This is a genomic window from Acidimicrobiales bacterium, from assembly GCA_033344915.1.
Taxonomy (GTDB): domain Bacteria; phylum Actinomycetota; class Acidimicrobiia; order Acidimicrobiales; family Aldehydirespiratoraceae; genus JAJRXC01.
In genome coordinates this window covers 2,692,270-2,712,634 of the sequence record JAWPML010000001.1, presented here as the reverse complement: position 1 = coordinate 2,712,634, position 20,365 = coordinate 2,692,270, and the positions used below count along the sequence as shown (strand labels likewise).

22 protein-coding genes are annotated in these 20,365 nt (G+C 68.2%); 10 read left to right on the top strand and 12 right to left on the bottom strand.

The genetic code is table 11. The annotated features are described in order from the left end of the window. Window positions 1-5: 5 nt before the first annotated feature. Window positions 6-1,175: a phosphotransferase gene (locus tag R8F63_13085; GenBank protein ID MDW3219539.1), complete on the top strand. Its 1,170-nt coding sequence runs from the start codon at window positions 6-8 to the stop codon at window positions 1,173-1,175. Window positions 1,176-1,192: 17 nt separating this feature from the next. Here the strand turns inward: R8F63_13085 and R8F63_13080 are convergent, their stop codons facing one another. From R8F63_13080 to R8F63_13070, 3 genes are read right to left on the bottom strand one after another with little or no spacing between them, the layout of a single operon-like run. Next, on the bottom strand, window positions 1,193-1,714 hold the full coding sequence (locus R8F63_13080; protein ID MDW3219538.1) for a nuclear transport factor 2 family protein: 522 nt from the start codon (window positions 1,712-1,714) through the stop codon (window positions 1,193-1,195). A 10-nt stretch (window positions 1,715-1,724) separates the two neighbouring features. Continuing rightward, a complete protein-coding gene (locus R8F63_13075; protein ID MDW3219537.1) occupies window positions 1,725-2,636 on the bottom strand; it encodes an SDR family NAD(P)-dependent oxidoreductase in 912 nt (303 codons plus the stop codon). Continuing rightward, a complete protein-coding gene (locus R8F63_13070; protein ID MDW3219536.1) occupies window positions 2,636-3,931 on the bottom strand; it encodes an amidohydrolase family protein in 1,296 nt (431 codons plus the stop codon). Before R8F63_13070 ends, R8F63_13075 begins: the two co-directional genes overlap by 1 nt. A 169-nt stretch (window positions 3,932-4,100) precedes the next feature. Here R8F63_13070 and R8F63_13065 point away from each other — a divergent pair, with 169 nt between their 5' ends. Beyond that, entirely contained in the window at window positions 4,101-5,183 is a 1,083-nt protein-coding gene (locus R8F63_13065; GenBank protein MDW3219535.1) for a TauD/TfdA family dioxygenase, read from the top strand. A 94-nt stretch (window positions 5,184-5,277) separates the two neighbouring features. On the opposite strand, the gene R8F63_13060 is transcribed toward R8F63_13065, so the two are convergent. Further along, the gene (locus tag R8F63_13060; GenBank protein MDW3219534.1) at window positions 5,278-5,532 is read right to left on the bottom strand and encodes a DUF6356 family protein; all 255 of its coding nucleotides are present in this window, start codon (window positions 5,530-5,532) and stop codon (window positions 5,278-5,280) included. Between the two features lie 113 nt (window positions 5,533-5,645). Between R8F63_13060 and R8F63_13055 the strand changes: the two genes are divergently transcribed. From R8F63_13055 to R8F63_13035, 5 genes are all read left to right on the top strand, one after another. Continuing rightward, window positions 5,646-6,104, top strand: a complete 459-nt coding sequence (locus R8F63_13055; GenBank protein ID MDW3219533.1) for an Lrp/AsnC family transcriptional regulator — start codon at window positions 5,646-5,648, stop codon at window positions 6,102-6,104. A gap of 66 nt (window positions 6,105-6,170) precedes the next feature. Further along, entirely contained in the window at window positions 6,171-7,046 is an 876-nt protein-coding gene (locus tag R8F63_13050; GenBank protein ID MDW3219532.1) for an NAD(P)-binding domain-containing protein, read from the top strand. A gap of 1 nt (window position 7,047) precedes the next feature. Next, the gene (locus R8F63_13045) at window positions 7,048-7,476 is read left to right on the top strand and encodes a carboxymuconolactone decarboxylase family protein (protein ID MDW3219531.1); all 429 of its coding nucleotides are present in this window, start codon (window positions 7,048-7,050) and stop codon (window positions 7,474-7,476) included. Then, window positions 7,476-8,423: a TIGR03619 family F420-dependent LLM class oxidoreductase gene (locus R8F63_13040; GenBank protein ID MDW3219530.1), complete on the top strand. Its 948-nt coding sequence runs from the start codon at window positions 7,476-7,478 to the stop codon at window positions 8,421-8,423. Before R8F63_13045 ends, R8F63_13040 begins: the two co-directional genes overlap by 1 nt. An 18-nt stretch (window positions 8,424-8,441) precedes the next feature. Next, window positions 8,442-9,269, top strand: coding sequence for an alpha/beta hydrolase (locus tag R8F63_13035; protein ID MDW3219529.1), 828 nt, complete (start codon window positions 8,442-8,444; stop codon window positions 9,267-9,269). A 111-nt stretch (window positions 9,270-9,380) separates the two neighbouring features. Here the strand turns inward: R8F63_13035 and R8F63_13030 are convergent, their stop codons facing one another. Then, window positions 9,381-9,782 (bottom strand): hypothetical protein, encoded by a 402-nt coding sequence (locus R8F63_13030; GenBank protein ID MDW3219528.1) that lies wholly within the window; start codon window positions 9,780-9,782, stop codon window positions 9,381-9,383. 67 nt (window positions 9,783-9,849) lie between these two features. Between R8F63_13030 and R8F63_13025 the strand changes: the two genes are divergently transcribed. Beyond that, window positions 9,850-10,710 carry an amidohydrolase family protein gene (locus R8F63_13025; protein ID MDW3219527.1) on the top strand — a complete coding sequence of 287 codons (861 nt, stop codon included), beginning with the start codon at window positions 9,850-9,852 and terminating at the stop codon, window positions 10,708-10,710. A gap of 3 nt (window positions 10,711-10,713) precedes the next feature. Here R8F63_13025 and R8F63_13020 read toward each other — a convergent pair whose 3' ends face one another. Together R8F63_13020 and R8F63_13015 are read right to left on the bottom strand one after the other, a co-directional pair. Beyond that, a complete protein-coding gene (locus R8F63_13020; protein MDW3219526.1) occupies window positions 10,714-12,195 on the bottom strand; it encodes a hypothetical protein in 1,482 nt (493 codons plus the stop codon). Beyond that, a complete protein-coding gene (locus R8F63_13015) occupies window positions 12,192-13,427 on the bottom strand; it encodes a CoA transferase (protein MDW3219525.1) in 1,236 nt (411 codons plus the stop codon). Before R8F63_13015 ends, R8F63_13020 begins: the two co-directional genes overlap by 4 nt. Window positions 13,428-13,472: 45 nt before the next feature. Here R8F63_13015 and R8F63_13010 point away from each other — a divergent pair, with 45 nt between their 5' ends. After that, window positions 13,473-13,988 carry a carbonic anhydrase gene (locus R8F63_13010; GenBank protein ID MDW3219524.1) on the top strand — a complete coding sequence of 172 codons (516 nt, stop codon included), beginning with the start codon at window positions 13,473-13,475 and terminating at the stop codon, window positions 13,986-13,988. 19 nt (window positions 13,989-14,007) lie between these two features. Here the strand turns inward: R8F63_13010 and R8F63_13005 are convergent, their stop codons facing one another. The 4 genes from R8F63_13005 to R8F63_12990 form a co-directional block, all read right to left on the bottom strand. After that, window positions 14,008-15,084 (bottom strand): ResA-like WAxxUGC motif-containing protein, encoded by a 1,077-nt coding sequence (locus tag R8F63_13005; protein MDW3219523.1) that lies wholly within the window; start codon window positions 15,082-15,084, stop codon window positions 14,008-14,010. A 16-nt stretch (window positions 15,085-15,100) separates the two neighbouring features. Then, the gene (locus tag R8F63_13000; protein MDW3219522.1) at window positions 15,101-16,360 is read right to left on the bottom strand and encodes a hypothetical protein; all 1,260 of its coding nucleotides are present in this window, start codon (window positions 16,358-16,360) and stop codon (window positions 15,101-15,103) included. Window positions 16,361-16,486: 126 nt separating this feature from the next. Further along, entirely contained in the window at window positions 16,487-17,953 is a 1,467-nt protein-coding gene (locus tag R8F63_12995) for a sulfatase (protein ID MDW3219521.1), read from the bottom strand. A 19-nt stretch (window positions 17,954-17,972) separates the two neighbouring features. Then, entirely contained in the window at window positions 17,973-19,031 is a 1,059-nt protein-coding gene (locus R8F63_12990) for an alpha/beta hydrolase (protein MDW3219520.1), read from the bottom strand. A gap of 36 nt (window positions 19,032-19,067) precedes the next feature. Here R8F63_12990 and R8F63_12985 point away from each other — a divergent pair, with 36 nt between their 5' ends. Next, window positions 19,068-19,562, top strand: a complete 495-nt coding sequence (locus R8F63_12985; protein MDW3219519.1) for a nuclear transport factor 2 family protein — start codon at window positions 19,068-19,070, stop codon at window positions 19,560-19,562. Here R8F63_12985 and R8F63_12980 read toward each other — a convergent pair. After that, on the bottom strand, window positions 19,538-20,248 hold the full coding sequence (locus tag R8F63_12980) for a nitroreductase family protein (protein MDW3219518.1): 711 nt from the start codon (window positions 20,246-20,248) through the stop codon (window positions 19,538-19,540). The genes R8F63_12985 and R8F63_12980 overlap by 25 nt on opposite strands. Between the last annotated feature and the right edge of the window lie 117 nt (window positions 20,249-20,365).

Sequence of the window (20,365 nt, the reverse complement as noted above, 5' to 3'; positions counted from 1 at the left end):
CCCTCGTGTCCGGCTTCATTCCCGGTTCTCCCGGCGACCTCACTCCCGACTGGGTCACGCACGCGATGCGAGACGCCGGTGCGCTTCCGCACGGCCGCGTGCGGGAGATCCGGATCGAGTCGATCTCGGATGGCGGGACTGGCTTCACCGGCGAGACGGTCAGGGTCACGCTCACGACCGAGGGCGCGGAGGGTGCGCCGGAAACGCTGATCGCCAAGTTCCCGACCCGCGATCGCCAGAACCGCGGCATGCTCGAGAACTTCGACGCCTACGCGCGCGAGATCCGCTTCTATCGCGAGTTCGCGCACCGGATGCCGTGCCCCACGCCGACGTACCTCGGCGGGGCGTTCGACGAAGGCTCGTCGTTCACCGGCAGTCCGCTGGCATCCCGCATCGTCGATGCGCTGCCCGCACCCGTGCAGCTCGCGGTCACGAGGGACGTCACCCGGTTCATGCGAGCGAGCAAGCGGCGCTACGCCCTCCTGATCGAGGATCTCGGCGGCGACACGACCGTGCACGATCTCATCGATCCGCCGGACGACGACCAGCTCGCCGCGGCCCTCGACGTGCTCGCGTCGGTCCACGCCGCGTTCTGGAACGATCGTTCGCTGGCCGGCAACGACGTCTTCCGCACCATCCTCACGCGCACGCCGCGACTCTACCAGACGGTCGGCCGTCGTCGTTGCCTCCCGCTCGCGCGGGAGCGCTGGTCGGACTGGTTCACCGACGAGCACGAGCGGCTGTTGCACGACGCGTTGGATCGTTTCGGGTCCGACGTCGCCCTGGTCAACGAACCGATCACGCTGATCCATGGCGATCCCCGCTCGGACAACATCCTCTACCGCGACGACGGCCAGGTCGTCCTGCTCGACTGGGCGCTGGCGGCCTTCGCCCATCCCGGCTACGACGTCGGCTACCTGCTCAGCAGCTGCCTCTCCGAGGATCGCCTGTCCAGCGCGAACGATCTCGTCGCCGGCTACGAACGGGCACTGGTCGAGCGAGGGGTGGACGTCGACCGCGCCGACCTGCGGGCGGCGATCGCCGCGACGTACCGCGGCCAGGCGGTGCAGATCCTGATGAGCATCGCGGTGCTGCAGAGCGACAGCTACGACGGCGACTCGATGGACGACCTGTGGATGCCCCGGATCGTCGCCGGTCTCGCCCACGATTGGTGATTGGCTCGTCCTGACGGTCAGCCGTGCTCGCCGCGGGCGAGGGCGCCGAGGTCGAACGACGGAAGCTCGAAGACGACCAGATCAGCGTCGTCGCCCGCCGGGGTGGTGCGGGCGTAGGAGCGGTAGTGGCGCCGGGCGAACCACCAACGGCCGTCGTCGCCGCGTTCGAATCGGTCGTGGTACACGCCGTAGGTGTCCGTCCGGCGCCCGGTCGCGATTTCCTGGCGCGCCTCTTGCATGTACATCCGAGCGCCGGCTCGACCGGCAGTGGCGTCGATCTCGATCACCGTGTTGAGGATGACGAACTCGAAGAAGTCGAATTGCTCGAGCTGCCCCGCGATGAAGTCTCCGATCGCCTGGGGCCCGTTGAAGTCGATGGCGCGGTCGACGAGGTCCACCGTGATGACGCAGTCGGCCCGCATGATCTCGTGGAGCTCGGGCCACGCCCGACGGGTCACGATGTCGGCGTAGCGGTCCTGCGTCCGGCGCACCGCGGTGTAAGCCGCGAGCTCGCCTGCGTTCTCGTCGCTCGCCGTCACCAGGCCCCGATCAGATGGGCATGCCGTGATGGGGCGGCACGTCGAGGGCGCCGATGGCATCGGCGCGGCGATGGAGCAGCGCCACGGTGTCGCCGAGGTTCAGCGTGATGATGTAGCGCCTCGCAGCGGTCTCGCTGACCACGAAGTCGCCCTGGGCGTCGAGATCCGCTTCGACCACCTCGCGCCCGCCCTTCTCGAGCATCGCCTTCATCTCGTCGAAGGTCATGCTCTTGCGTCCGGTGCCGGCCCCGACCCGCTGGAGATGCTCGGGCCGGTTGCGCTGGGCCGTGAACAGCCCGGTTCGCTGAAGCCCGCCGGCGGGATAGAACACCGACGCGCGCAGCAACGTGTCCTCCATGACGAGGTTGTGGTGCAGCGCCTCGGTGAAGCAGCTGACAGCGGCCTTGGATGCGGCGTAGACCGACGCCGTCGGCACGGGCGCGAAGCCCCCGTCGCCCGACGACGTGTTGACCACCTGGCCGGGTTCGTCGCCTTCGAGCATGCGGGGGACGAACTCCGATGTGCAGATGGCGGTGCCGAACACGTTGACGCCGAAGCACCAGCGCCAGTCGTTCGGCTCCTGCTGCCAGGGCTTGCCGCCGCCGCCGGATGTGACGCCGGCGTTGTTGTAGAGCAGGTTCACCTTGCCGTGGCGGTCGTAGGTCTCGTCGGCGAGCGCCTTGACCGACGCCTCGTCGGTGATGTCGGTCTGGACCCCGGACACATCGCCGAGGTCGGCGAACTCCTCGACGGTCGCGTCGATGGCGTCCTTTTCGATGTCGGCGATGACGACGGACGAGCCGGCCCGCAGGAGGCCTCCGACGATGCCCTTGCCGATGCCGCTCGCGCCACCGGTGACGACGGCGACCGTGCCGGCGATCTCAATGTCGGCGATCGCATCCGTGGCTGTTCCGTCGCTCATCACGCGACCTCCTTCACCTGGTTGAGTGGATTCATCCCGGGGCAGCCCTTGGCCCGTTCGGGGATGTCGGCGTAGTCGATGGGCGTCTCGACGAACTCCTTGGTCGGACAGAACTGTTCGGCGAGGGGGCGCAGCGCGTCGAGGTCGAACTTGTAGACCTTCGCCGCGTTGTCGGTGAGCATCGTCGTCGTCTCCTGGCGCGTCATCTGCGCGAACGTGAGCCGCAGGTGCTCATGGGTGTGCGGGTACGAGCCCTCGATGTGGGGATAGTCCGATCCCCACATCACGCGCTCGACACCGACGCTGCGAGCGATGTCGGCCTCGGCCGGCCGCAGGAACGATGCGCCGATGTAGCACTGACGTTCGAAGTACTCCGTCGGGGTGAGCGACATCTGGGCGACTGCCTGGCCGCCGAAGATCGATTCGCTGCCGTACTTCGAGTACTTCATCCGATGGTGGAAGCTGTCGAGCTTGGCCAGCGTGTCGGGGACCCACGCGGTGCCGGTCTCGGTGATCACGTAGGGCATGTCGGGGTGACGCTCGAACACGCCGGAGAACATCAGGTGCCAGAGGGCCCGCTGGGTCCACCACTGCACCTCGAGCATGAACATGGCGAGCGACGACGGGAAGTGGTTGCCGAAGTTCGGCGTGGCGCCGCCGGCGTGGTGGTTGAGCGGCATGCCGTGCGCCGCGGCGGCCGCCCAGATCGGCTCGTACGACGCGGCGTACAGCGGCTCGAACGGGGAGTCCGGCGGGGCGCCGGGCACGAGGACGCCGCCCCGCAGGCCCTGTTCGGCCGCCCACTCGATCTCCTTGACGGAACCCTCGACGTCGCCGAGGAAGATCTGGAAGATGCCGGCGCGGCGTTCGGGCGCTTGGCTGACGAAGTCGGCGAGCCAGCGGTTGTGGGCCCGCAGCCCGGCCCAGCGGTGTTCGAAGTTGTCGGAGTAGGGCGGCGCTTCGAACGACGACGAGGCGGGGGGCGCGAACGGCGGCGTGGTGTTCGGGAAGAGCACGGCCGCGACGACGCCGTCCTCCTCCTGCTCGCGCAGGCGCTGCTCGGACGAGTGGTTGCGGTAGCCGAAGACGTCGGGATCGCCGTCGACGCCGACCTCGAGCGGCGTGCGTTCCATGCCGGCGAACATCTTCTTGCGTTCCTCGGCTTCCTGCTGCATGTAGGCGGCCCAGCTGTCGAACTCCTCGTGGTACTTCGACTCGAGGTAGGGCCGATAGTCGAGGAGATCGGCGCCGCAATGGGTGTCGGCGCTGATGACGATGTGATGCGTCTCGCTCATACCTCGCAGTCTGTCGGGCGGGCGCGACGAGGGCGAACTGGCAGTGAGGAAATTCGCGGTGGGCATTCGGCTAAGTGTGAGGTACGATTCCTGACCACATACGTCGGGATTGACCAGTCGGGTCCGTCTCATCGGGATTTGCCCACCGAGCGGAATGCGGAGCAGGCACATGAACACAGCAGCGGGTTCGATCGACTTCCTGCAGGCACCACCGGAACTCGATCGACGTCTCGACGACCTCATCCTGCCCGAGTGGTGGAACGGCACGCCCGCGATCGCAGCCGACCGCTACGAGGTCGACGCCGGCGGCCGCGCCGACCTCGACCCGGCCGGCGCCCTCGCCGCCGAGATGCGTCGCGTCTACGACGACGTCGGCCTCGTCCACGTCCGCAACACCGGCCTCACCGAGCTCGCGGACATGCGGACGCTCGCCCGGCACTGCCTGCCCGGCGAGATGCAGTACGAGGGCGGGAGCAACCCACGCGAGCCGCTGGAAGCCAACGTCTTCGAGGTCGGTGCGCCGCTGTCGGCCCATCTCCACTATCACCACGAGATGGCCTACGTGTCGAAGAGCACGCGGGCGCTCGCCTTCCTGTGCAAGAAGGCGCTGCCGGACCGCGGGGCGACCTACTTCTCCGACGGGCTCGCCAGCACCGACTTCATGTTGGCCACCGAGCTGGGTCAGAAGCTGCGCGAACTCGGCGTCTGCTACCACCGCAACCTGACCGACCGCGAGGCCTTCGCCGACAAACTCGAGGTCGGCGTGTACAACCATTGGCAGCTCTCGATGGGCACCGACGATCCCGCCGAGGCCGAGGCCTACGCACAGGAACGTGGCCTCGTCACCGAGTGGGGGCCCGACCGCCTGCTCAGGACGCGCTACTACTGCGAGGCCTTCGAGTACGACCCGGTGACGGATCGGAACCTCTTCTACTGCTCGGTCGCGGACCACGGCATGTGGTTCGACACCTGGCCGCTGGTCATGCACCTGCCCCACCACGAGCGTCCGTTGCACATGACCTTTGGTGACGACACCGAGTTCAGCCGCGACGAACTCCAGCTGATGGTGCGTCAGTACGACCGCTTCGGGATCAAGGTCGACTGGCGACCCGGCGAGATCGCCGTGTTCGACAACTTCCGTTTCGCCCACGGTCGCCCCGGCATCGCACTCGCCGACGGCGAGGAACGTCAGCTCGGCGTCATCCTCGGCCCCAGGTTCGACCGCGTCGGCACCCACCCCACCAAGTGGTGAACCCCCACTTCCTTCGTTCTGGGTGAACGGAGGCGCGGATTCCGACCCTATGTTCACCCAGAACGGGTAAGGGGGGGGCAGAACGGGGAGGTGGTCAGGCGGCGCCGTCGACGGCGGTGATCGTGGCGTGGCCGCGCAGGCCGCCGCGGTCCTTGCGCTCGAGACAATCGGCGAGGGCGCGGATCTTGTCGCTCGCGGTGGTCTCGTGGAACCGGGGGACGAGGGCGTGGACGAACGCGGCCGTCGCTGCGCCGGCCAACTGGCGGCTGACACCGAGCGCGACCGCCATGTGCTCGCGGTACGTCTCGCCAGCTTCGTGGCAATGGTCGGTGAAGGGGTTGGCAGCCATGCGTCCAGGCTACGGATTCCCGCGCAGAAGATCCGTGCAAGTTCATGCACGATTCGCCGAAAGAGCAGCCGCCGTAACTCTCGGCTCCATTTGGAGTAGTAGAATCTTCTATTGTGGACGAAGTTGATCGGGAAATACTGCGTTTGCTGCAGGAGCAGGGCGATCTGACCGCGCGGGAACTGGCGGAGCAGGTCGGACTCACCCCGACGCCGGTCTGGCGGCGCGTGCAGAACCTCGAGAAGGCCGGCGTGATCACGGGCCGCGTCGCGCTCGTCGATCCCGCGGCCTTGAATCTCGACGTCACCGCGCTCGTGCACATCCGGACCAACGACCACAGCGCGGCGTGGCTCGACCGGTTCTGTGCCGCCATCGCCGACCTGCCCGAGATCGTCGAGGCGTTTCGCACCTCCGGCGAGATCGACTACACGCTCAAGGTGGTCGTTCCCTCGATCGAGGCGTACGACGGCTTCTACAAACGACTGATCGCGCGGGTGGATCTCTACGACGTGCGCACGGTCTTCGTGATGGAGCAGATGAAGCAGACGACCGCGCTCCCGCTCGACTACCTCTGATTCCCGGCGGGTCGGGGTCGGCGGGTACGTTTGTCCCTCGCCTCGCACCGCGACAGGGAGATCATCGTGACGAGCTCGATCGGGTACATCGGAGTCGGCGACATGGGTGGGGCCATGGCCGGCTGGCTCGCGACACAGGACTTCGACCTCCAGGTGTTCGACCTCGACGCTGCGGCCGTGGCAGCGGTCGTCGACAAGGGGGGCCGCGCGGCCGACTCCGGCGCGGCGCTCGCGGCATCATGTGATCACATCTCCATCTGCGTGCCGAACGACGAGATCGTGATGGACGTCATCGCCGGCGAGAACGGCATCCTCGACTCCTGCGCCCCTGGCACCACGATCGCGATCCACTCGACCGTGCACCCCGACACGGTGCGGGATGCCGCGGCGTTGGCCGCGGAGCGCCAGGTCATCGTCTTCGACGCGTCGGTCGGCGGCGGAACCGCCAATGCCGAGAAGGGCAATCTGTCGATCATGGTCGGGGTGCCGGACGGCGGTCTGCCGGCGACGGCACGGGCGGTGATCGAGTCGTGCGGCGGCATCGTGTTCGAGGCCGGGCCGGTCGGTGCGGGAGCGGCCATGAAGGTCGCGTTCAACGTGATGACGTACTTCCAGCAGGCGGCCGCGAGCGCGGCGCATCAGATCATGGTGGGCGAGGGTGCGGATCCGTCCCTCCTGCTCGACGGGTGGCGCCATGTCGGCCAGCTCGGCGCCCTCACCGAGATGTTCTGGTCGATCCTCGACATGTCGGCCGACGACAAGGCGGGCCCGTTCGGCGACTATCTGAAGGGCCCGATCTATCTCGCGGAGAAGGATCTCGACATCGCGGCGAGTCTCGGCCGCGAGTCCGGGCGGCCGATGCCGGTCGTCGAGACGGTGCGTGACTCGATGAACCTCGTGTACGCGATGCCGGGCGCGGGTGACCAGGCGAAGGAGACCTGAGATGGCACACGAAGTCGACCAGGCGAAGTGGGAACGGGGCGCGGCGAAGCTCGAGGACGTCTACCAGGGCATCGTGCCGGTCGTCCCCCAGGGGTTCATGGACTTCGCCGACATCATGACCGAGGACCTCTTCGGTGCGGTGTGGAGTCGTGACGCGCTCGACGTGCGCGACCGGCGGCTGATCATCATGGGCGTGATCGCCGCGATCGGGGGCACCACGACCTGGGAGATCCAGTGCAAGGCCGGCCTGAAGCGGGGCGACTTCACTGCGGAGCAGTTGCGTGAAGTACTGATTCAGGCGACGCCCTATGTCGGCTACCCGCGCGCCGCCGAGTTCACCGGCGTGACCGAGGGCGCGATCGCATGGTTCGAGAAGGAACAGCTCGAAAAAGAACAGACCGAGGCCGACGACGAGGGAGACGCGGGCTGATGGCTGCGATCAACACGGGCAACGACTGGTCGTTCGGGCTCCAACTCCCGATCCAGACCCTGACCCGCACGCTCGTCGATCCCTGGGAGGACGACGCCACCGTCGACGACCTCGTCACGATCGCGACCCGCTGCGACGAGCGGGGCTACGACTTCGTCGGCGTGTGCGACCACGTCGCCATTCCGGACAACGAGTACGCGTCGCGGATGACGACCACGTGGTACGACACGATCGCGACGCTCGCATTCCTCGCGGCGAGGACCCGGAACATCCGGCTCCTCTCGGTCGTGTGGATCGCCGGCTACCGGCACCCACTGCAGACCGCCAAGTCCTTCGGCACGCTCGACCATCTGTCCGGCGGGCGGGCGATCCTCGGGGTCGGCGCGGGTCATGTCGAAGCAGAGTTCGACGCGCTCGGGGTGGACTTCAGCACCCGGGGCAAGCGACTCGACGAGACGCTCGACGCGGTGCGGGGCGCGTTCACCGACACCTATGTGTCCCACGACGGCGACTTCTATTCCTACGCCGATGTCGGGGTCGCGCCTCAGCCCGCGAACGAACTGCCGATCTGGATCGGCGGCATGGGTAAGGCCGCGTGGCGCCGGACCGGTCGGATCGGTGACGGCTACATCCCGATGGGCAACGGCAAGGACCAGTACCCCGAGATCCTCGACACGATCGGCGCCGCGGCGGAGGCCGCCGGTCGCGGCGACGCGACGTTCGACATCGGCTACATGCCGCCGTGGACCTACCTGCTCGGCGACGTGCCCGAGGGCGTGATGGCGTTGTCCGGCGGGGTCGAACCCCTGGTCGAGGACATCCGGGCGGCCCGCGCCGTCGGCGCCAACACGATCCACCTCAAGTTCCGCTCCCGCGACATCGCGGAGTACCTCGACCAGGTCGACGCGTTCGTCGAGCAGGTCGTCCCGCTCGTCAACGAGGCCTGAGTCCGCGACACTGCCGACATGACGCACGAGCTGACCAGGTCCTACGAGGTCGAGGGGTTCTCGCTCGCCTGGGACGAGTGGGGTCGTGGTGACGGCCCACCGCTCGTCCTCGTGCACGGGTTCTCCGGGTCGGCGCACGACTTCGATCTCCACATCGATGCGCTCGCCGCGGACCGGCGGGTGCTGGCCATCGACCATCGGGGCCACGGCCGGTCGTCCAACTCCTTCGACGAGGAGACGTACACCGTCGACCACATCGTCGACGACGTCATCGACTGGCTCACCCACACGGTCGACGGGCCGGTCGACATGCTCGGCCACTCGATGGGGGGCCGCGTCGCGCTGCGCTTCGCACTGGCTCGACGCGACCTCGTGCACTCGCTGATCCTGATGGATACGACCGCGTGGACGTTCGGCATCGAGGATCCGGCGGTCGCCGAGCTGATCACCGGCTACTTCGGGTCGCTCACGGTCGACTCACCGATGGGGCAGCCCCCGGCGACCCCGGAGGATCCGCTGATCGAGGCGGCCACGCCTGCGGATTGGCGGGCCCGCAAGGCCGAGCTGAGCGCCGCCTTCGACCCGATGGCGTGCAAGGCGCTCGGACTCGCGCTGTTCGACAACCGGCTCCAGCCCGTCGACCATCTCCTCGGCGACATCGACGCGCCGGTCACCGTGATCGCGGGCGAGCACGATCATCCCTTCGTCGACCACGCACCGGCACTCGCCGACGGCGTGGTGAACGGCGAGTGCGTCATCATCGACGGCGCCTACCACTCACCCCAACTCACCCACCCCGCCGAGTGGCTCACCGCCGTCCGCACCCACCTCTCCCGGGCTTCTTAACCGAGTTTTGGTCGTAGGACGACCACAACTCAACGCGGATCGCGGGTTTGGCGCGGATCGCGGGTTTGGCGCGGATCGCGGGTTTGGCGCGGATCGCGGGTTCGTGCGGGGCTAGAGGGCGCCGAGGACGCCGACGGTCAGGATGATGATCCCGATCGTGTGCAGCGGGCCCATGAGGAAGCCCAGGGTGAGGCCGATGCCCTTGCTCGCGAACTCGTCCTCGACGCCGAGACGCCAGTTGAGGAAGTCCTTCGTGAACAACAGGACGGCGCCGACGACGAGCATCCAGGCCGCCGCGTTCTCCCAGCCGGACGACAGATCGCTCAGCCCGGCGGCGACCGCGAGCCCGAGGAGCATCGCGCCCTGCAGGTAGCAACCCTCGTGGGCGAGCGACAGATAGCGGGGAACCGTCGGTTCGTTCATGCGGATCATCGCCATGATGTTGCCGGTGACGACGCCGAGCACGAGCATGAGCATGCCGCCGGCGATGAGGACCTCTTGTGCTGTTTCCATGAGAGCAGTCTCTCGCGAGACAGGGGTCTCACCCGGTATCCGGCGGACACGGACGTACCATCTCGGCGTGGCCCGCCCCCGTGACATCGCCGCGATCGACACGTTGATCGGGTTTCGTTCGCCCGCCGACGTCGACCGCAACCCCGCGAACGTCCATGCGTCACAACGGGGCGACAAGCATCCGGCGGACTACATGTTTCGTGACATCCCCGCGACGGCTCGTCCCGACGATGACGACGCCACGATGATCGCGGACACGCTCGGGGCGATGGACGCGAACGGCGTCGGCATCGGGCTCGTGCAGCTCGGACACCCGGCCGCGGCGCCCGCAGCCCGGGCGTTCCCCGATCGGTTCGTGCTCGCCACCCAGGTCGACGGCAACGACGTCATGGGCGCCGTGCGTCAGGTCCGAGCCGACCACGCCGAGCACGACATCCGCGCCGTGAGCGCCTTCCCCGCGGGGACGACACCGCCGATCCGGCTCGACGACGCCCACTGGTACCCGGTCTACGCGACGTGTGTGGAACTCGGCCTGCCCTTCTTCGCGACCGCCGGCGTGCCCGGGCCGCGTGTGCCGATGGACTCGCAACACGTCGAGGCCATCGACCGGGTCATGTACGACTTCCCCGAGCTCGTCTTCGTCATGCGCCACGGCGGCGAGCCGTGGGAGGACCTTGCCGTGAAGCTGATGCTCAAGTGGCCGGGCCTGCACTACTCGACCTCGGCCTTCGCGCCGAAGCACTACCCGGCGGCCATCGTCGACTACGCCAACACGCGCGGCGTCGAGAAGGTCCTCTACGGCGGCTATCACCCGTACGCGCTGGAGCTCGACCGGATCTTCGACGAGATGGACGACGTGCCGTTCCGGGACCACGTCTGGGCGCCGTTCCTGCGAGGCAACGCCGCTCGCATCCTCGGGCTCGCGTGATCGTCAGTCGAGGGGAAGTCTCCACTGCTCCTGGAAAGCCGGCTCGAAACCGCCGACATCGAGCGGTTCCGGTCCGATGACGGGATGGACTTCCCAGTGGATCGACCCGCCCTGCTGAACGTCCGGGTCCAGGCGATCCCGCACGGCCGCGTGGAAGACGAGCCACGTCTCGAACGGTGTGAGTGTCCGCTGCATCGCCCAGTCCGCGGCGTTGGGGGCGATCGGGATGAACAGACTCGAGAAGTCCTCGAGCGGCTCGGGATAGAACTTGCCGTCCTGACCGGCTTCGCCGCCGAGGTCCCCGCGGAGCGCCGACTCGAGACCGAAGTGTGTGATGTAGACGTCTGCGTCCAGGGCGGCGAGTTCGGCCGCCGGCCCCGCGTTGTGGCTGTCGCAGTCGGCTTCGCTGAAGTGGCGATGCTCGAACGTGACGTCGAGGCCGCTCGCGGCATCGGCCAGGGCGTCCGGGTCGAGGTTGGTCAACTCCTCGAATCGACCGCCGCACGTGGCGTAGACGACCGAGAACCCCTCGGGCGGGTCGAGCGGCGCGATGAGTCGCTTGCACTCGATCGGCGCCCAGGGGCCGCTCGGCCCGCTGTTCACCATCATCGTCCCCCCGCCGAGGTGGATACCCACCGCGTAGGTTCCGTTGCCCAGCGCGGTGCAGCGGCCGACGAGATCCAGGCTGCCGTCCGGCACCGGGCGCCAGTCCCATGCAGCCCCATCCCGCCCAAGCAGCACGGCGTCGGCGAACGATCCGAAAACGAGATCCTCCCCGCCGGAGGTGGCGGAGATCTCGAACGTCCTGCTCTCGGATGCCCAGAAGAGCGACAGCGGTTCGGCGTGGTCTCCGCTGAGTAGGATCGGCTTTGCGTTGTCGTAGGCGAATTCGACGATGCTGAAGCCGGTGACCGCAGCGCGAGCGACGACCTGCTCGCCGTCCCGACTCACGGTCACCTCGACGGGTTCGTACGGCCCGTCCCCGTGGCTGACTGCGGCGCGAACGACCGGAATCGCACCGTCGTCACCGAGCAGCGACCGCGGCACGACGACGGACACGACGACCGCTTCGTCGAAGACGGCGCCGTCGGGCCCGAGCTCGAACGCGGCGAACGCCCCGACCTCGTCGGACTCCGCACCGTCGATCGAACCGCCTTCCGGCTCCGTCGCCGTGATCGTCAATCCTTCGAACGCGGTCGCGGCTGGTGTCTCGATCCAGGCGTCCCCTGACGCCACGGAGGCGGCCAGGTCGTTGCCCGGCCACGGCGTCGGCTCGACGTCGACCGGCTCGGGTTCGGTGGTCGGCTCCGGTTCGTCCTCCGGCGTGTCGGCGACGGTCGTCGGTGGTGTCGTGGTCGTCGTGGGCTCCGCACTCGGGTCGTCGTTCGTATCGTCCCCGCACGACGCCGCCACGATTGCGAGCACCGCCAGGACGACGGTCAGCCGGCGAACGCTCGCTGTCAACGGTGTCACTGTGATCGTCATGTCACGGCGCCCTTCACCTTCAGTTCCATGATCTCGTCCATGTCCATACCGAGGTCGCCGGTCAGGATCTCGTCGCCGTGCTCGTTGAACCCGGGGGCGCGGCCGATCGGGCTCGGCGCGCCGTTGAACTGCACCGGCGTGGTCACGAGCTTGAACGGCACGCCCGCCTCGTTCACGAGGTCCTGGACGTAGTCGTTCGCCACCGTCTGGGGATCGTCGATGATCTCGAGCGAGTCGAGCACCGGCGTCCACTGGCCGGTGAAGTCGGCGAGGTCACGGCGCACCTCGTCGAGCGTGCGGGCCGCGATGAACTCGTCGACGACTGCCTTCGCCTCCGCCCCGTTCGCCGTGAGTGACTCGTGATCGGCGAAGCGCTCGTCCTCGATCAGCTCGGGGCGTCCGATGACGGTGCAGAACTCCTGCCAGTACTTCAGCGGTTGGAGGCAGGTGATGTTGACCATGCGGCCGTCGCTCGTGGGGAACGTGCCGAGCAGGGGATTGAAGACGAAGCCGGACAGGTCGAACGGCCGCCACGGGGTCTGGCTGACATGGCTCATCGCGATCCCGGAGGCCATCGCCCACATGCCGGTGCCGAGCAACGACACCTCCAACGACTGCGGCCCGCCACCCCGTTCCCGCTTGAGCAACGCCGCGGCGATGCCGCCCGCGATCGTCATCGCGCCCATCGAGTCGCCGAACGCCGGCCCGGGCTGGCTCGGCATGCGCTCGTCGTCGACGTACCACGCGCCCATCGCGGCGCCCGACCGGCACCAGAACGACGTCATGTCGTAGCCGCCCCGATCGCCTTCGGGCCCTTTCGGTCCCCAGGCGGTGCCGGCCGCGTAGACGATCGACGGGTTGTGCTCGCGTACCTCCGCTTCCGTGATCTTCAGCTTCTCGCGCACGATCGGCGGCTTGTTCACGAGGAAGACGTCGCTGATGGCGATGAGGCGATGCAGGACCGCGAGCCCCTCCTCGGTCTGCAGGTCGAGGCCGAGGCTGCGCTTACCACGATTGGCGTGCTCCATGATCGCGTGCACGTCGCCGCTCAGGTCGACGGCGCCGCTCTGTCCGAGGCCGCGGGCGGCGTCGCCGCGAACCGCGTGTTCGATCTTGATGACGTCCGCGCCCCAGTCGCTGAGGATCGCGGTGGCAGCGGGAACGAACGTGTGGTCGGCCACTTCGAGGATGCGGATGCCGTCCATCACGCCGGTGTTCGCGGGAGAGTTCATGGCCCATGTTCGTTCGCGGTCGTGCGTCCGGTAAAGCTGTCGCCCATGCACGACGACGACTTCACACCGAGCGCCGACCATTTCCTCGCCCGGAACGCCGAATGGGTTGCGGAGTTCGAGCCCCGTGGGCTCCCGGTGTCACCCGGTCGTCGTGTCGCGATCGTGGCCTGTATGGACTCGCGTATGCCGTTGTTCCCCATCCTCGGTCTCGACCGCGGCGACGCCCACCTGATCCGCAACGCCGGTGGGGTCGTGACAGATGACGTCATCCGCTCGCTGACGCTGTCGCAGCGGGCGCTCGGCACCCGCGAGATCATCCTCGTGCACCACACCGACTGCGGTCTGCAGAAAGTGACCGAGGACGGATTCACCGCGGACATCGAGTCCGACATCGGGGTCCGTCCGCCCTGGCGGGTGGAAGCGTTCACGGACCCCTACGCGGACACGAAGCAGTCGATCCAGCGACTCCTGAACTCGCCGTTCATCGCCCACAAGGACCACATCCGGGGCTTCGTCTACGACGTGGGGAACGGACGGCTCGACGAGGTCACCGTCGACTGACGTCTGCAGCCGTGCCGGGCTAGAGCGCCGGGGTGATGCCGTACGCCTCGCCGCCGCCGTTGGCGATGACGTCGTCGAGCCAGGTGGTGCCGTAGGTGTCCGATACCTCCTGGGCCATGTCGCTCGCCTCGCCGGGCGGCGTGGACTCGAGGGTCCACGCCTGGCGCTTGTAGGTCCAGTTCTCCGGGTTCGCGGCGTGGGCCTGCTTCCAGAACGGAACGGCGGCGTCCTTGCCGACGGTGTCGTGGAGGTGGCAGCCGAGCTCGAAGAGTGCGGCGGCGCGGCTGTGTTCGATCGGCCGGGGCTGCGAGGCGTCGATCACCTCGTGGGGCGCCATTGCGAAGCGGCTGTCGGCGCCCTTCTCGACCCAGTCGACGATCGCGGCGCGATAGTCCTCGGCGAGGTCGGGCAGCTTCTTCACCTCGGCGAGCATCATCTGCATCCGCTCCGGCAGATCGTCGGTGATCTCCATGTCGCGCAACGGCGACGGCTCGATCGACGCCGACTCGGGCGGTCGCACGAGGGTGCCGGTCTCGTCGATCCACACGGCCATCGGCACGTTGTTGATGCCGAGGTGCTGGTCGACGAGGTGGTGCGGGTCGAGCAGCGACGGATGCGTCGGGGCCGCCGCGGCGATCCACTCGGTGGTCTTGGAGGGGTCGAGGTCGAGGGCGACCGTGACAACGGAGAGGCCCCGGGGCTCGAGTTCAGCGTGGAGTGCCTGCCACCCGGGCAGGCTGTGGCGACAACCTCACCACGAGGCCCAAGCGACGAGCAGCACCTTGCGGCCGTGGAGCGAACCGAGCGAGAACGGGTTGCCGTCCGCGTCGGTGAACGGCAGTTCGGGCACCGTCGCGGTGGTGAGGGCCCGCCCGCCGCTCTCGGGACCGAGCGCGACGAGGCCGTGCTCGGGGTCCTCCACGATCGCCATTCCGAGCCGATCGGCGACGACGGTGACGTCGAGGCCGCCGTCGGCGGTGACGGCCTCGGGCGCGGGCACACACTGATCGCCCTTGCACAGACCTTCCGGTTTCGACTCCCAGCCGGTCGCGTCGGCGAACGTTGCAGGGTCGACGGCGAGCGATTCGAGGATCATGGGCGCACCCTACTGCTCAGCGCCGGAACGTTTCGCCGTCGATCTCGACCGTGTCGCCGGAGGCGTCGAGCTCCACGAAGAACTCGTCGTCGAGGTCGAAAGCGAACCCCTGGGCCGTCAGGGCGTCCGAGACGACCACGTTCGTGCCTTGCAGCAACGCAACGACACGATCTTCGGACTCGAAGATGATCGACGCCGGCACGGGCTCCACGTCGTTCACGAACGACAACCTGCACGTGCCCACGTGATCGGCGATTCCCTCGTCGTACTGGAGCAGCCAACAGTCGTCCTCGGGGCGGGGGAGCACGATGCCGAGGCTCTGCTGGTTGCCGTCGTCGAACCGGTAGATGGGAAACATCCGGCCGTCCGACATCGCCACTCGGTAGGTGGGTTGCTGTTGAGGCGGGCTTGCGTCCTCGGGCGCCTCGGTGGTCGTCGTGGTCGTGGTCGTGGTCGTGGTTGTGGTCGTGGTCGTCGTGCTCGTGACGTCGGTCGTGCCCTGCTCGTTCGTCGCGGTCGCGCGCTCACCGTCGGGCTTGTCCCGGGTGTAGCCGTTCGCGATCAACATCAGCGTGCCGACGACCAGGATCACGATCGGTGCAAGGAGCATCAGGATCGGGATGCCGGTCGGCACGCGCTGGTGCCGCACGCCTCGTCGCCAGAGCAGCAGCCAGGGTGCGAGCACCATCACCGCCAGCCAGAGGGTCGCGACGAGCGCGGCGATCGCGCCGAACGTCTCGTCGTCCGCCCGCAGACCGAGCACGCCGAGCACCGCGCCCGCGACGATCACGGCCACGATTGGAGCCATGACGATGGGGGGCAGCATCCGGTAGAGGATCGGGAGCATCCGCGCCCACCCGCCGATCGCGAAGATCGCCGCCAGCAGCACGAGCACGACACCGGCACGCGACTCCCCGCCGTCGAGGAGCGCGACGACACCCAGGCCGAAGAGGGCGAGTGCCAGCAGCAGCCAGAGCCACCACAGCCAGGGCGGGGCATTGATCATCACGACCGCCCGGCGCCCCCAGCGGCCGAAGTAGCCGAGCATGAGGACGATCCAGAAGACGAGGATCAGGACCGAGAGCAGCAGCGCCACGGAGACGAGCGGTGTCTTCTCCCACCACCAGAAGACCAGGAAGAACAGGCCCAGCCAGACCACCGCGCCGAGGAGGATGCCCCGGGACCGCAGAACACCGGCGCCGGGCACCTGCGGCACTTCGGCTCGGGGAGCTCCGCTTCGGGCGTCGGGCAGGGGCATCCCGGTCCGCAGGGACATGCGCCTCCCACCGAGCACACCTCCCGCCCGGCCGGGCACGCACACGTGTTTCGCGACTCACAGTGCTCACACGTCATGGGCACCGGTCTAATTCATCGTGCGCGCCGGCGCCGCGGGGACGAGAGGTCAGCCGCGATCGGCGAGGTCGTACTCGGCCATGAAGTAGGGGTGGTCCGGATCGAACTCGGTCAGCGTGACCGGGTTGTCGACCTTGCCGATCGGCCGGAGCCCGGGGCCCGCAATCCCGGCAATCTCGTGGCCGAGATCGGCGCGGGCCTCGTCGATGAGCGTCGTGAGCTCCGCCACCACGTCCGGGTGGTCGTCGGCGACGTCCGTTGCCTCGGCGATGTCGGACTCGAGGTCGTAGAGCTGGATCGTGTCGTCGCCCTGCTTGCGCACGTGGAGCTTCCAGCGTCCCTGCCGAACCGCCTCGATCGACGGACCGGCGAAGTAGAAGAACGGCCGCTCGTCATCGGGCTCGTCCTCACCGGAACGGAGGCCGAGCCGCGGAGACAGGTCGTGACCGTCGATGATGCGGTCGGCGGGAACGGTGGCACCGCAGATGTTCGCGAGCGTGGGGTAGAGGTCCATCTGGCTGGCGACTTCGTGCGCTTCGCCGGGTGCGATCGTGCCGGGCCAACGGATGATCCCGGGCACGCGCTGCCCGCCCTCCCACGTGGACCCCTTCGACCCGCGGAGGGGCGCGTTCGAGCCGGACCCACCGCTCTCGACGGCGAGCGCGCCGTTGTCGCTGGTGAACACCACGACCGTGTCGTCGTCGATCCCGAGCCGCTCGAGTTCGGCGAGGATCACGCCGGTCACCCAGTCGACGCACTCGACCGCCGCGCCATAGTCACCGTTCTGCGAGGCCTTCTTGAACCGTTCCTGCACATAGATCGGCAGGTGGACGTACATGTGCGCGAGGTACAGGAAGAAGGGGGTCTGGGCCGAGGTCTCCCGGCGGATGAACCGGAGGGCCTGTTCGAGATACCGGTTGGTGAGGCTCGCCTGGTCCGGCTGGGCCTCGATGACGTCGATGACGTCTTCGTTCGCGTCCACCAGCGGGAGCGGCGGTCGGACCCACGGCTCCGTCAACCCCATCTGGCGGAGCATGTCCTCGAGCTCCTCGGGGGTCAGCCCGTGCACGCGGTCGCCCTCGATCTGTCGACCCATGTCGTTCGAGTACGGGATCCCGTAGTACTCGTCGAACCCGTGGTTGGTCGGAAGGAACTCGGGCTGGTCGCCCAGATGCCACTTGCCGACGAGCTTCGTGGCGTATCCCGCGTCCTTCAGCGCCCGCGCGATCGTGATCTCGCTCGGGTTGAGCCCGACGGACCAGCCGGGGAACAGCACGCCGCCGAGCCCGCCGGACGCCTTGCCGCCGAATCCCACTCGAAGCGGGTAGGACCCGGTCATCAGCGCCGCCCGCGATGGCGAACACACCGGTGACGACGCGTAGAAGTCGGTGAAGCGCACGCCCTCCGCGGCGAGGCGGTCGAGGTGGGGCGTGCGGTTGAGGTTCGATCCGTAGCAGGCCAGGTCGCCGTAGCCGAGATCGTCGCAGTTGATGAGGATGACGTTGGGCTGGTTCATGGGACGTTTGCGCCTCTGCTCAGTTTCGGGTGACGACAGTGATGTCGACTCCGCGCTCGGCGAGAACGGCGCGCAGGTCCTGGGCCAGGAAGGCGGCGGCCGGAGGGCTGCCCCGCAACGACGCGTCGAAGTGGGCGAGCCCCAGCGCGGTGGTCATGGCGTAGGCGTGGTCGCCGGGCACCAGTTCGCTCGACGGCTTCGCTCCTTCGCCCATGGTCATCGACATGAGATCGTGCACCGCTTCGACGTTGTCGCAGAAGTGGTAGTGGTCCGCGTTGGCGAGCACGACCAGGCGGTCGATGCCGGTCGCCCGAGCGAGAAGATCCGCCATCATCGGATAGGGGAGGACCGTGTCGCCGTCGGCAACGAGCGTGAGGACGTCCACCGGCCGGTCCCAGTCCAGCTCGAGCATGTCGCGCATCGCGATCCGGGGATCGTCGGGTCCGGCGAGGACGCCGCCATCGCCGCCGGCGGGCGCGAGCGGGAGGGCGGCGCGGATGCGTGGATCGGCGGCGGTCGTCGCGAGGGTGGTCCAGCCACCGAAGCTGTGTCCGGTGATGCCGCACGACGCAGTCGCACCCGTGACCCCGAACTCGCCCGACAGGAGACCGTCGAGCGTCCGTGTGGCATCGGCGACGCGGTTCGTTGCCGTCTCTCGCGTGTAGGCCGCCATGTCGGCCGGTGCCCCGACGCCGAGCATCCAACCCATGACCTCCGTCGCGGTGTTGCCCATGTGGTCCGGCGCGGCGACGACATAGCCGTGACTGGCGAGATGGGTGGTGAGGTGCGTGGTCTGGCGGCGGTGCCCGCCGAATCCGTGGCTGAACACGATCGTGGGTGCGGTCCCACTGGTGGCTTCGACGGAGGGCAGTCCGTCCCGCAGCGCGGCTTGCGGAGCGGCCGGTAGGCCGGGTCCGAGCACGTAGGTGTCCTGCGTCGCCGGGTCGAGGTCCTTGCCGACGTTGCTGTCGCGGGTCGGGTACCAGATCTCGACCGGGACGGAACGGCCGGCACTGTCCACGGTGGCGCTGCGAACGCCGACCGGATGGGGTCCTCGGGCGAAGGGGTCATACGACATGTGCGTCCGTCTAGCGCAGATGCGTAGTGTGCGCACATGTCACAGCACCTGACGCCTGCGGAGGCCGAGGCCCTCGCCACCTACGAGGCCTATGTCGGGCAACGGGAGAAGATCCTCGCCGGCGACGCGCCGTGGGAGACGCTGAGCGCGTTCTTCACCGATGATGCCGTGTTCATCGATCCGGCGTGGGGTCGGGTCGAAGGCATCGATGCGATCCGCACGTTCCTGGAGGAGTCGATGGCGGGGCTCGGCGACTGGGAGTTCCCCGAACAGTGGACGATGGTCGACGGTGACCGCGTCGTGACGATGTTCGACCAGCGCATTCCCGGCGCGGACGGTGAGATCTACACGCAGGCCGGCATCTCCGTCCTCTACTACGCGGGCGGCGGAAAGTTCTCCTACGAGATGGACCTGATGAACATGGCCCACATCAACGAGGACCTGAAGTCGGCGCAGTGGACACCGAAGGGTGATTTCAACATGCCGCCGCGAAACCCGGTGCGCGACTACTCCCGGAAGAGCGCCACCTGATCCAGGGGCTTCCGTTCGAGGTCGGGCACCTGAACACCCGGCAGCGGGTGGCCCACGGGGAACAGCACGAACGGTCGTTCCGTCTCGGGCCGGTCGAGGACGGCGCGTAGGAATGCCATCGGGCTCGGCGTGTGGGGGAGCGTCGCCAGCCCCATCTGATGGATCGCGGTGACGAACATGCCGGCTGCGATCCCGACGCTCTCCTTGACGTAGTAGTGGGTCTTCTTCGACCCGTCATCGTGCTCGCCGAACCGCTGCTCGAACAGGACCACCAACCAGGGCGCGATCTCGAGGAACTCCTTGTGGTGATCGGTGCCGAGCGGCGCCAGCGCGGCCTGCCACTCGGCGTTCATGCGGTTCTCGAGATAGTTCGTTCGTTCCTCTTCCTCCGCGGCCGAGCGGATCCGGCGCTTGAGGTCCGGGTCGCTCACCGCGACGAACGTCCACGGTTGCATGTGGGCGCCGGACGGCGCGGTTGACGCCGTTCGGATCGCCGTCTCGATCAGGTCGCGGGGGACCGGCCGGTCGTCGAACATCCGGACACTGCGGCGGGCGTCCATGAGTTCGTGGAACTCCCCGGCCCTCGCCCGCATCTCGTCGTCCGATCGCGCCGCCACGTCATAGGGTGTGAACGGGTGCGCTGCCGCGAGCTCAGGGTCCGGATAGGGGTGCTCGTACGTCGCCATCGACACGACGCTAGGACACGGCGGACGGTCGGCGAATCGCGACGCCTGTCACCCGCGGGGCGACGTCGCTCGTCTGTCCAGTTGAAGCCGCTTCGACGAGGAGCGCCGTGGCGAGGA

Bases quoted from the DNA above. Each gene is read 5' to 3' on its own strand.
- R8F63_13075 (MDW3219537.1), bottom strand. From the start codon at position 2,636: ATGAGCGACGGAACAGCCACGGATGCGATCGCCGACATTGAGATCGCC.
- R8F63_13070 (MDW3219536.1), bottom strand. From the start codon at position 3,931: ATGAGCGAGACGCATCACATCGTCATCAGCGCCGACACCCATTGCGGC.
- R8F63_13065 (MDW3219535.1), top strand. From the start codon at position 4,101: ATGAACACAGCAGCGGGTTCGATCGACTTCCTGCAGGCACCACCGGAA.
- R8F63_13060 (MDW3219534.1), bottom strand. From the start codon at position 5,532: ATGGCTGCCAACCCCTTCACCGACCATTGCCACGAAGCTGGCGAGACG.
- R8F63_13045 (MDW3219531.1), top strand. From the start codon at position 7,048: ATGGCACACGAAGTCGACCAGGCGAAGTGGGAACGGGGCGCGGCGAAG.
- R8F63_13040 (MDW3219530.1), top strand. From the start codon at position 7,476: ATGGCTGCGATCAACACGGGCAACGACTGGTCGTTCGGGCTCCAACTC.
- R8F63_13035 (MDW3219529.1), top strand. From the start codon at position 8,442: ATGACGCACGAGCTGACCAGGTCCTACGAGGTCGAGGGGTTCTCGCTC.
- R8F63_13030 (MDW3219528.1), bottom strand. From the start codon at position 9,782: ATGGAAACAGCACAAGAGGTCCTCATCGCCGGCGGCATGCTCATGCTC.
- R8F63_13020 (MDW3219526.1), bottom strand. From the start codon at position 12,195: ATGACGATCACAGTGACACCGTTGACAGCGAGCGTTCGCCGGCTGACC.
- R8F63_13015 (MDW3219525.1), bottom strand. From the start codon at position 13,427: ATGAACTCTCCCGCGAACACCGGCGTGATGGACGGCATCCGCATCCTC.
- R8F63_13010 (MDW3219524.1), top strand. From the start codon at position 13,473: ATGCACGACGACGACTTCACACCGAGCGCCGACCATTTCCTCGCCCGG.
- R8F63_13000 (MDW3219522.1), bottom strand. From the start codon at position 16,360: ATGTCCCTGCGGACCGGGATGCCCCTGCCCGACGCCCGAAGCGGAGCT.
- R8F63_12995 (MDW3219521.1), bottom strand. From the start codon at position 17,953: ATGAACCAGCCCAACGTCATCCTCATCAACTGCGACGATCTCGGCTAC.
- R8F63_12990 (MDW3219520.1), bottom strand. From the start codon at position 19,031: ATGTCGTATGACCCCTTCGCCCGAGGACCCCATCCGGTCGGCGTTCGC.
- R8F63_12985 (MDW3219519.1), top strand. From the start codon at position 19,068: ATGTCACAGCACCTGACGCCTGCGGAGGCCGAGGCCCTCGCCACCTAC.
- R8F63_12980 (MDW3219518.1), bottom strand. From the start codon at position 20,248: ATGGCGACGTACGAGCACCCCTATCCGGACCCTGAGCTCGCGGCAGCG.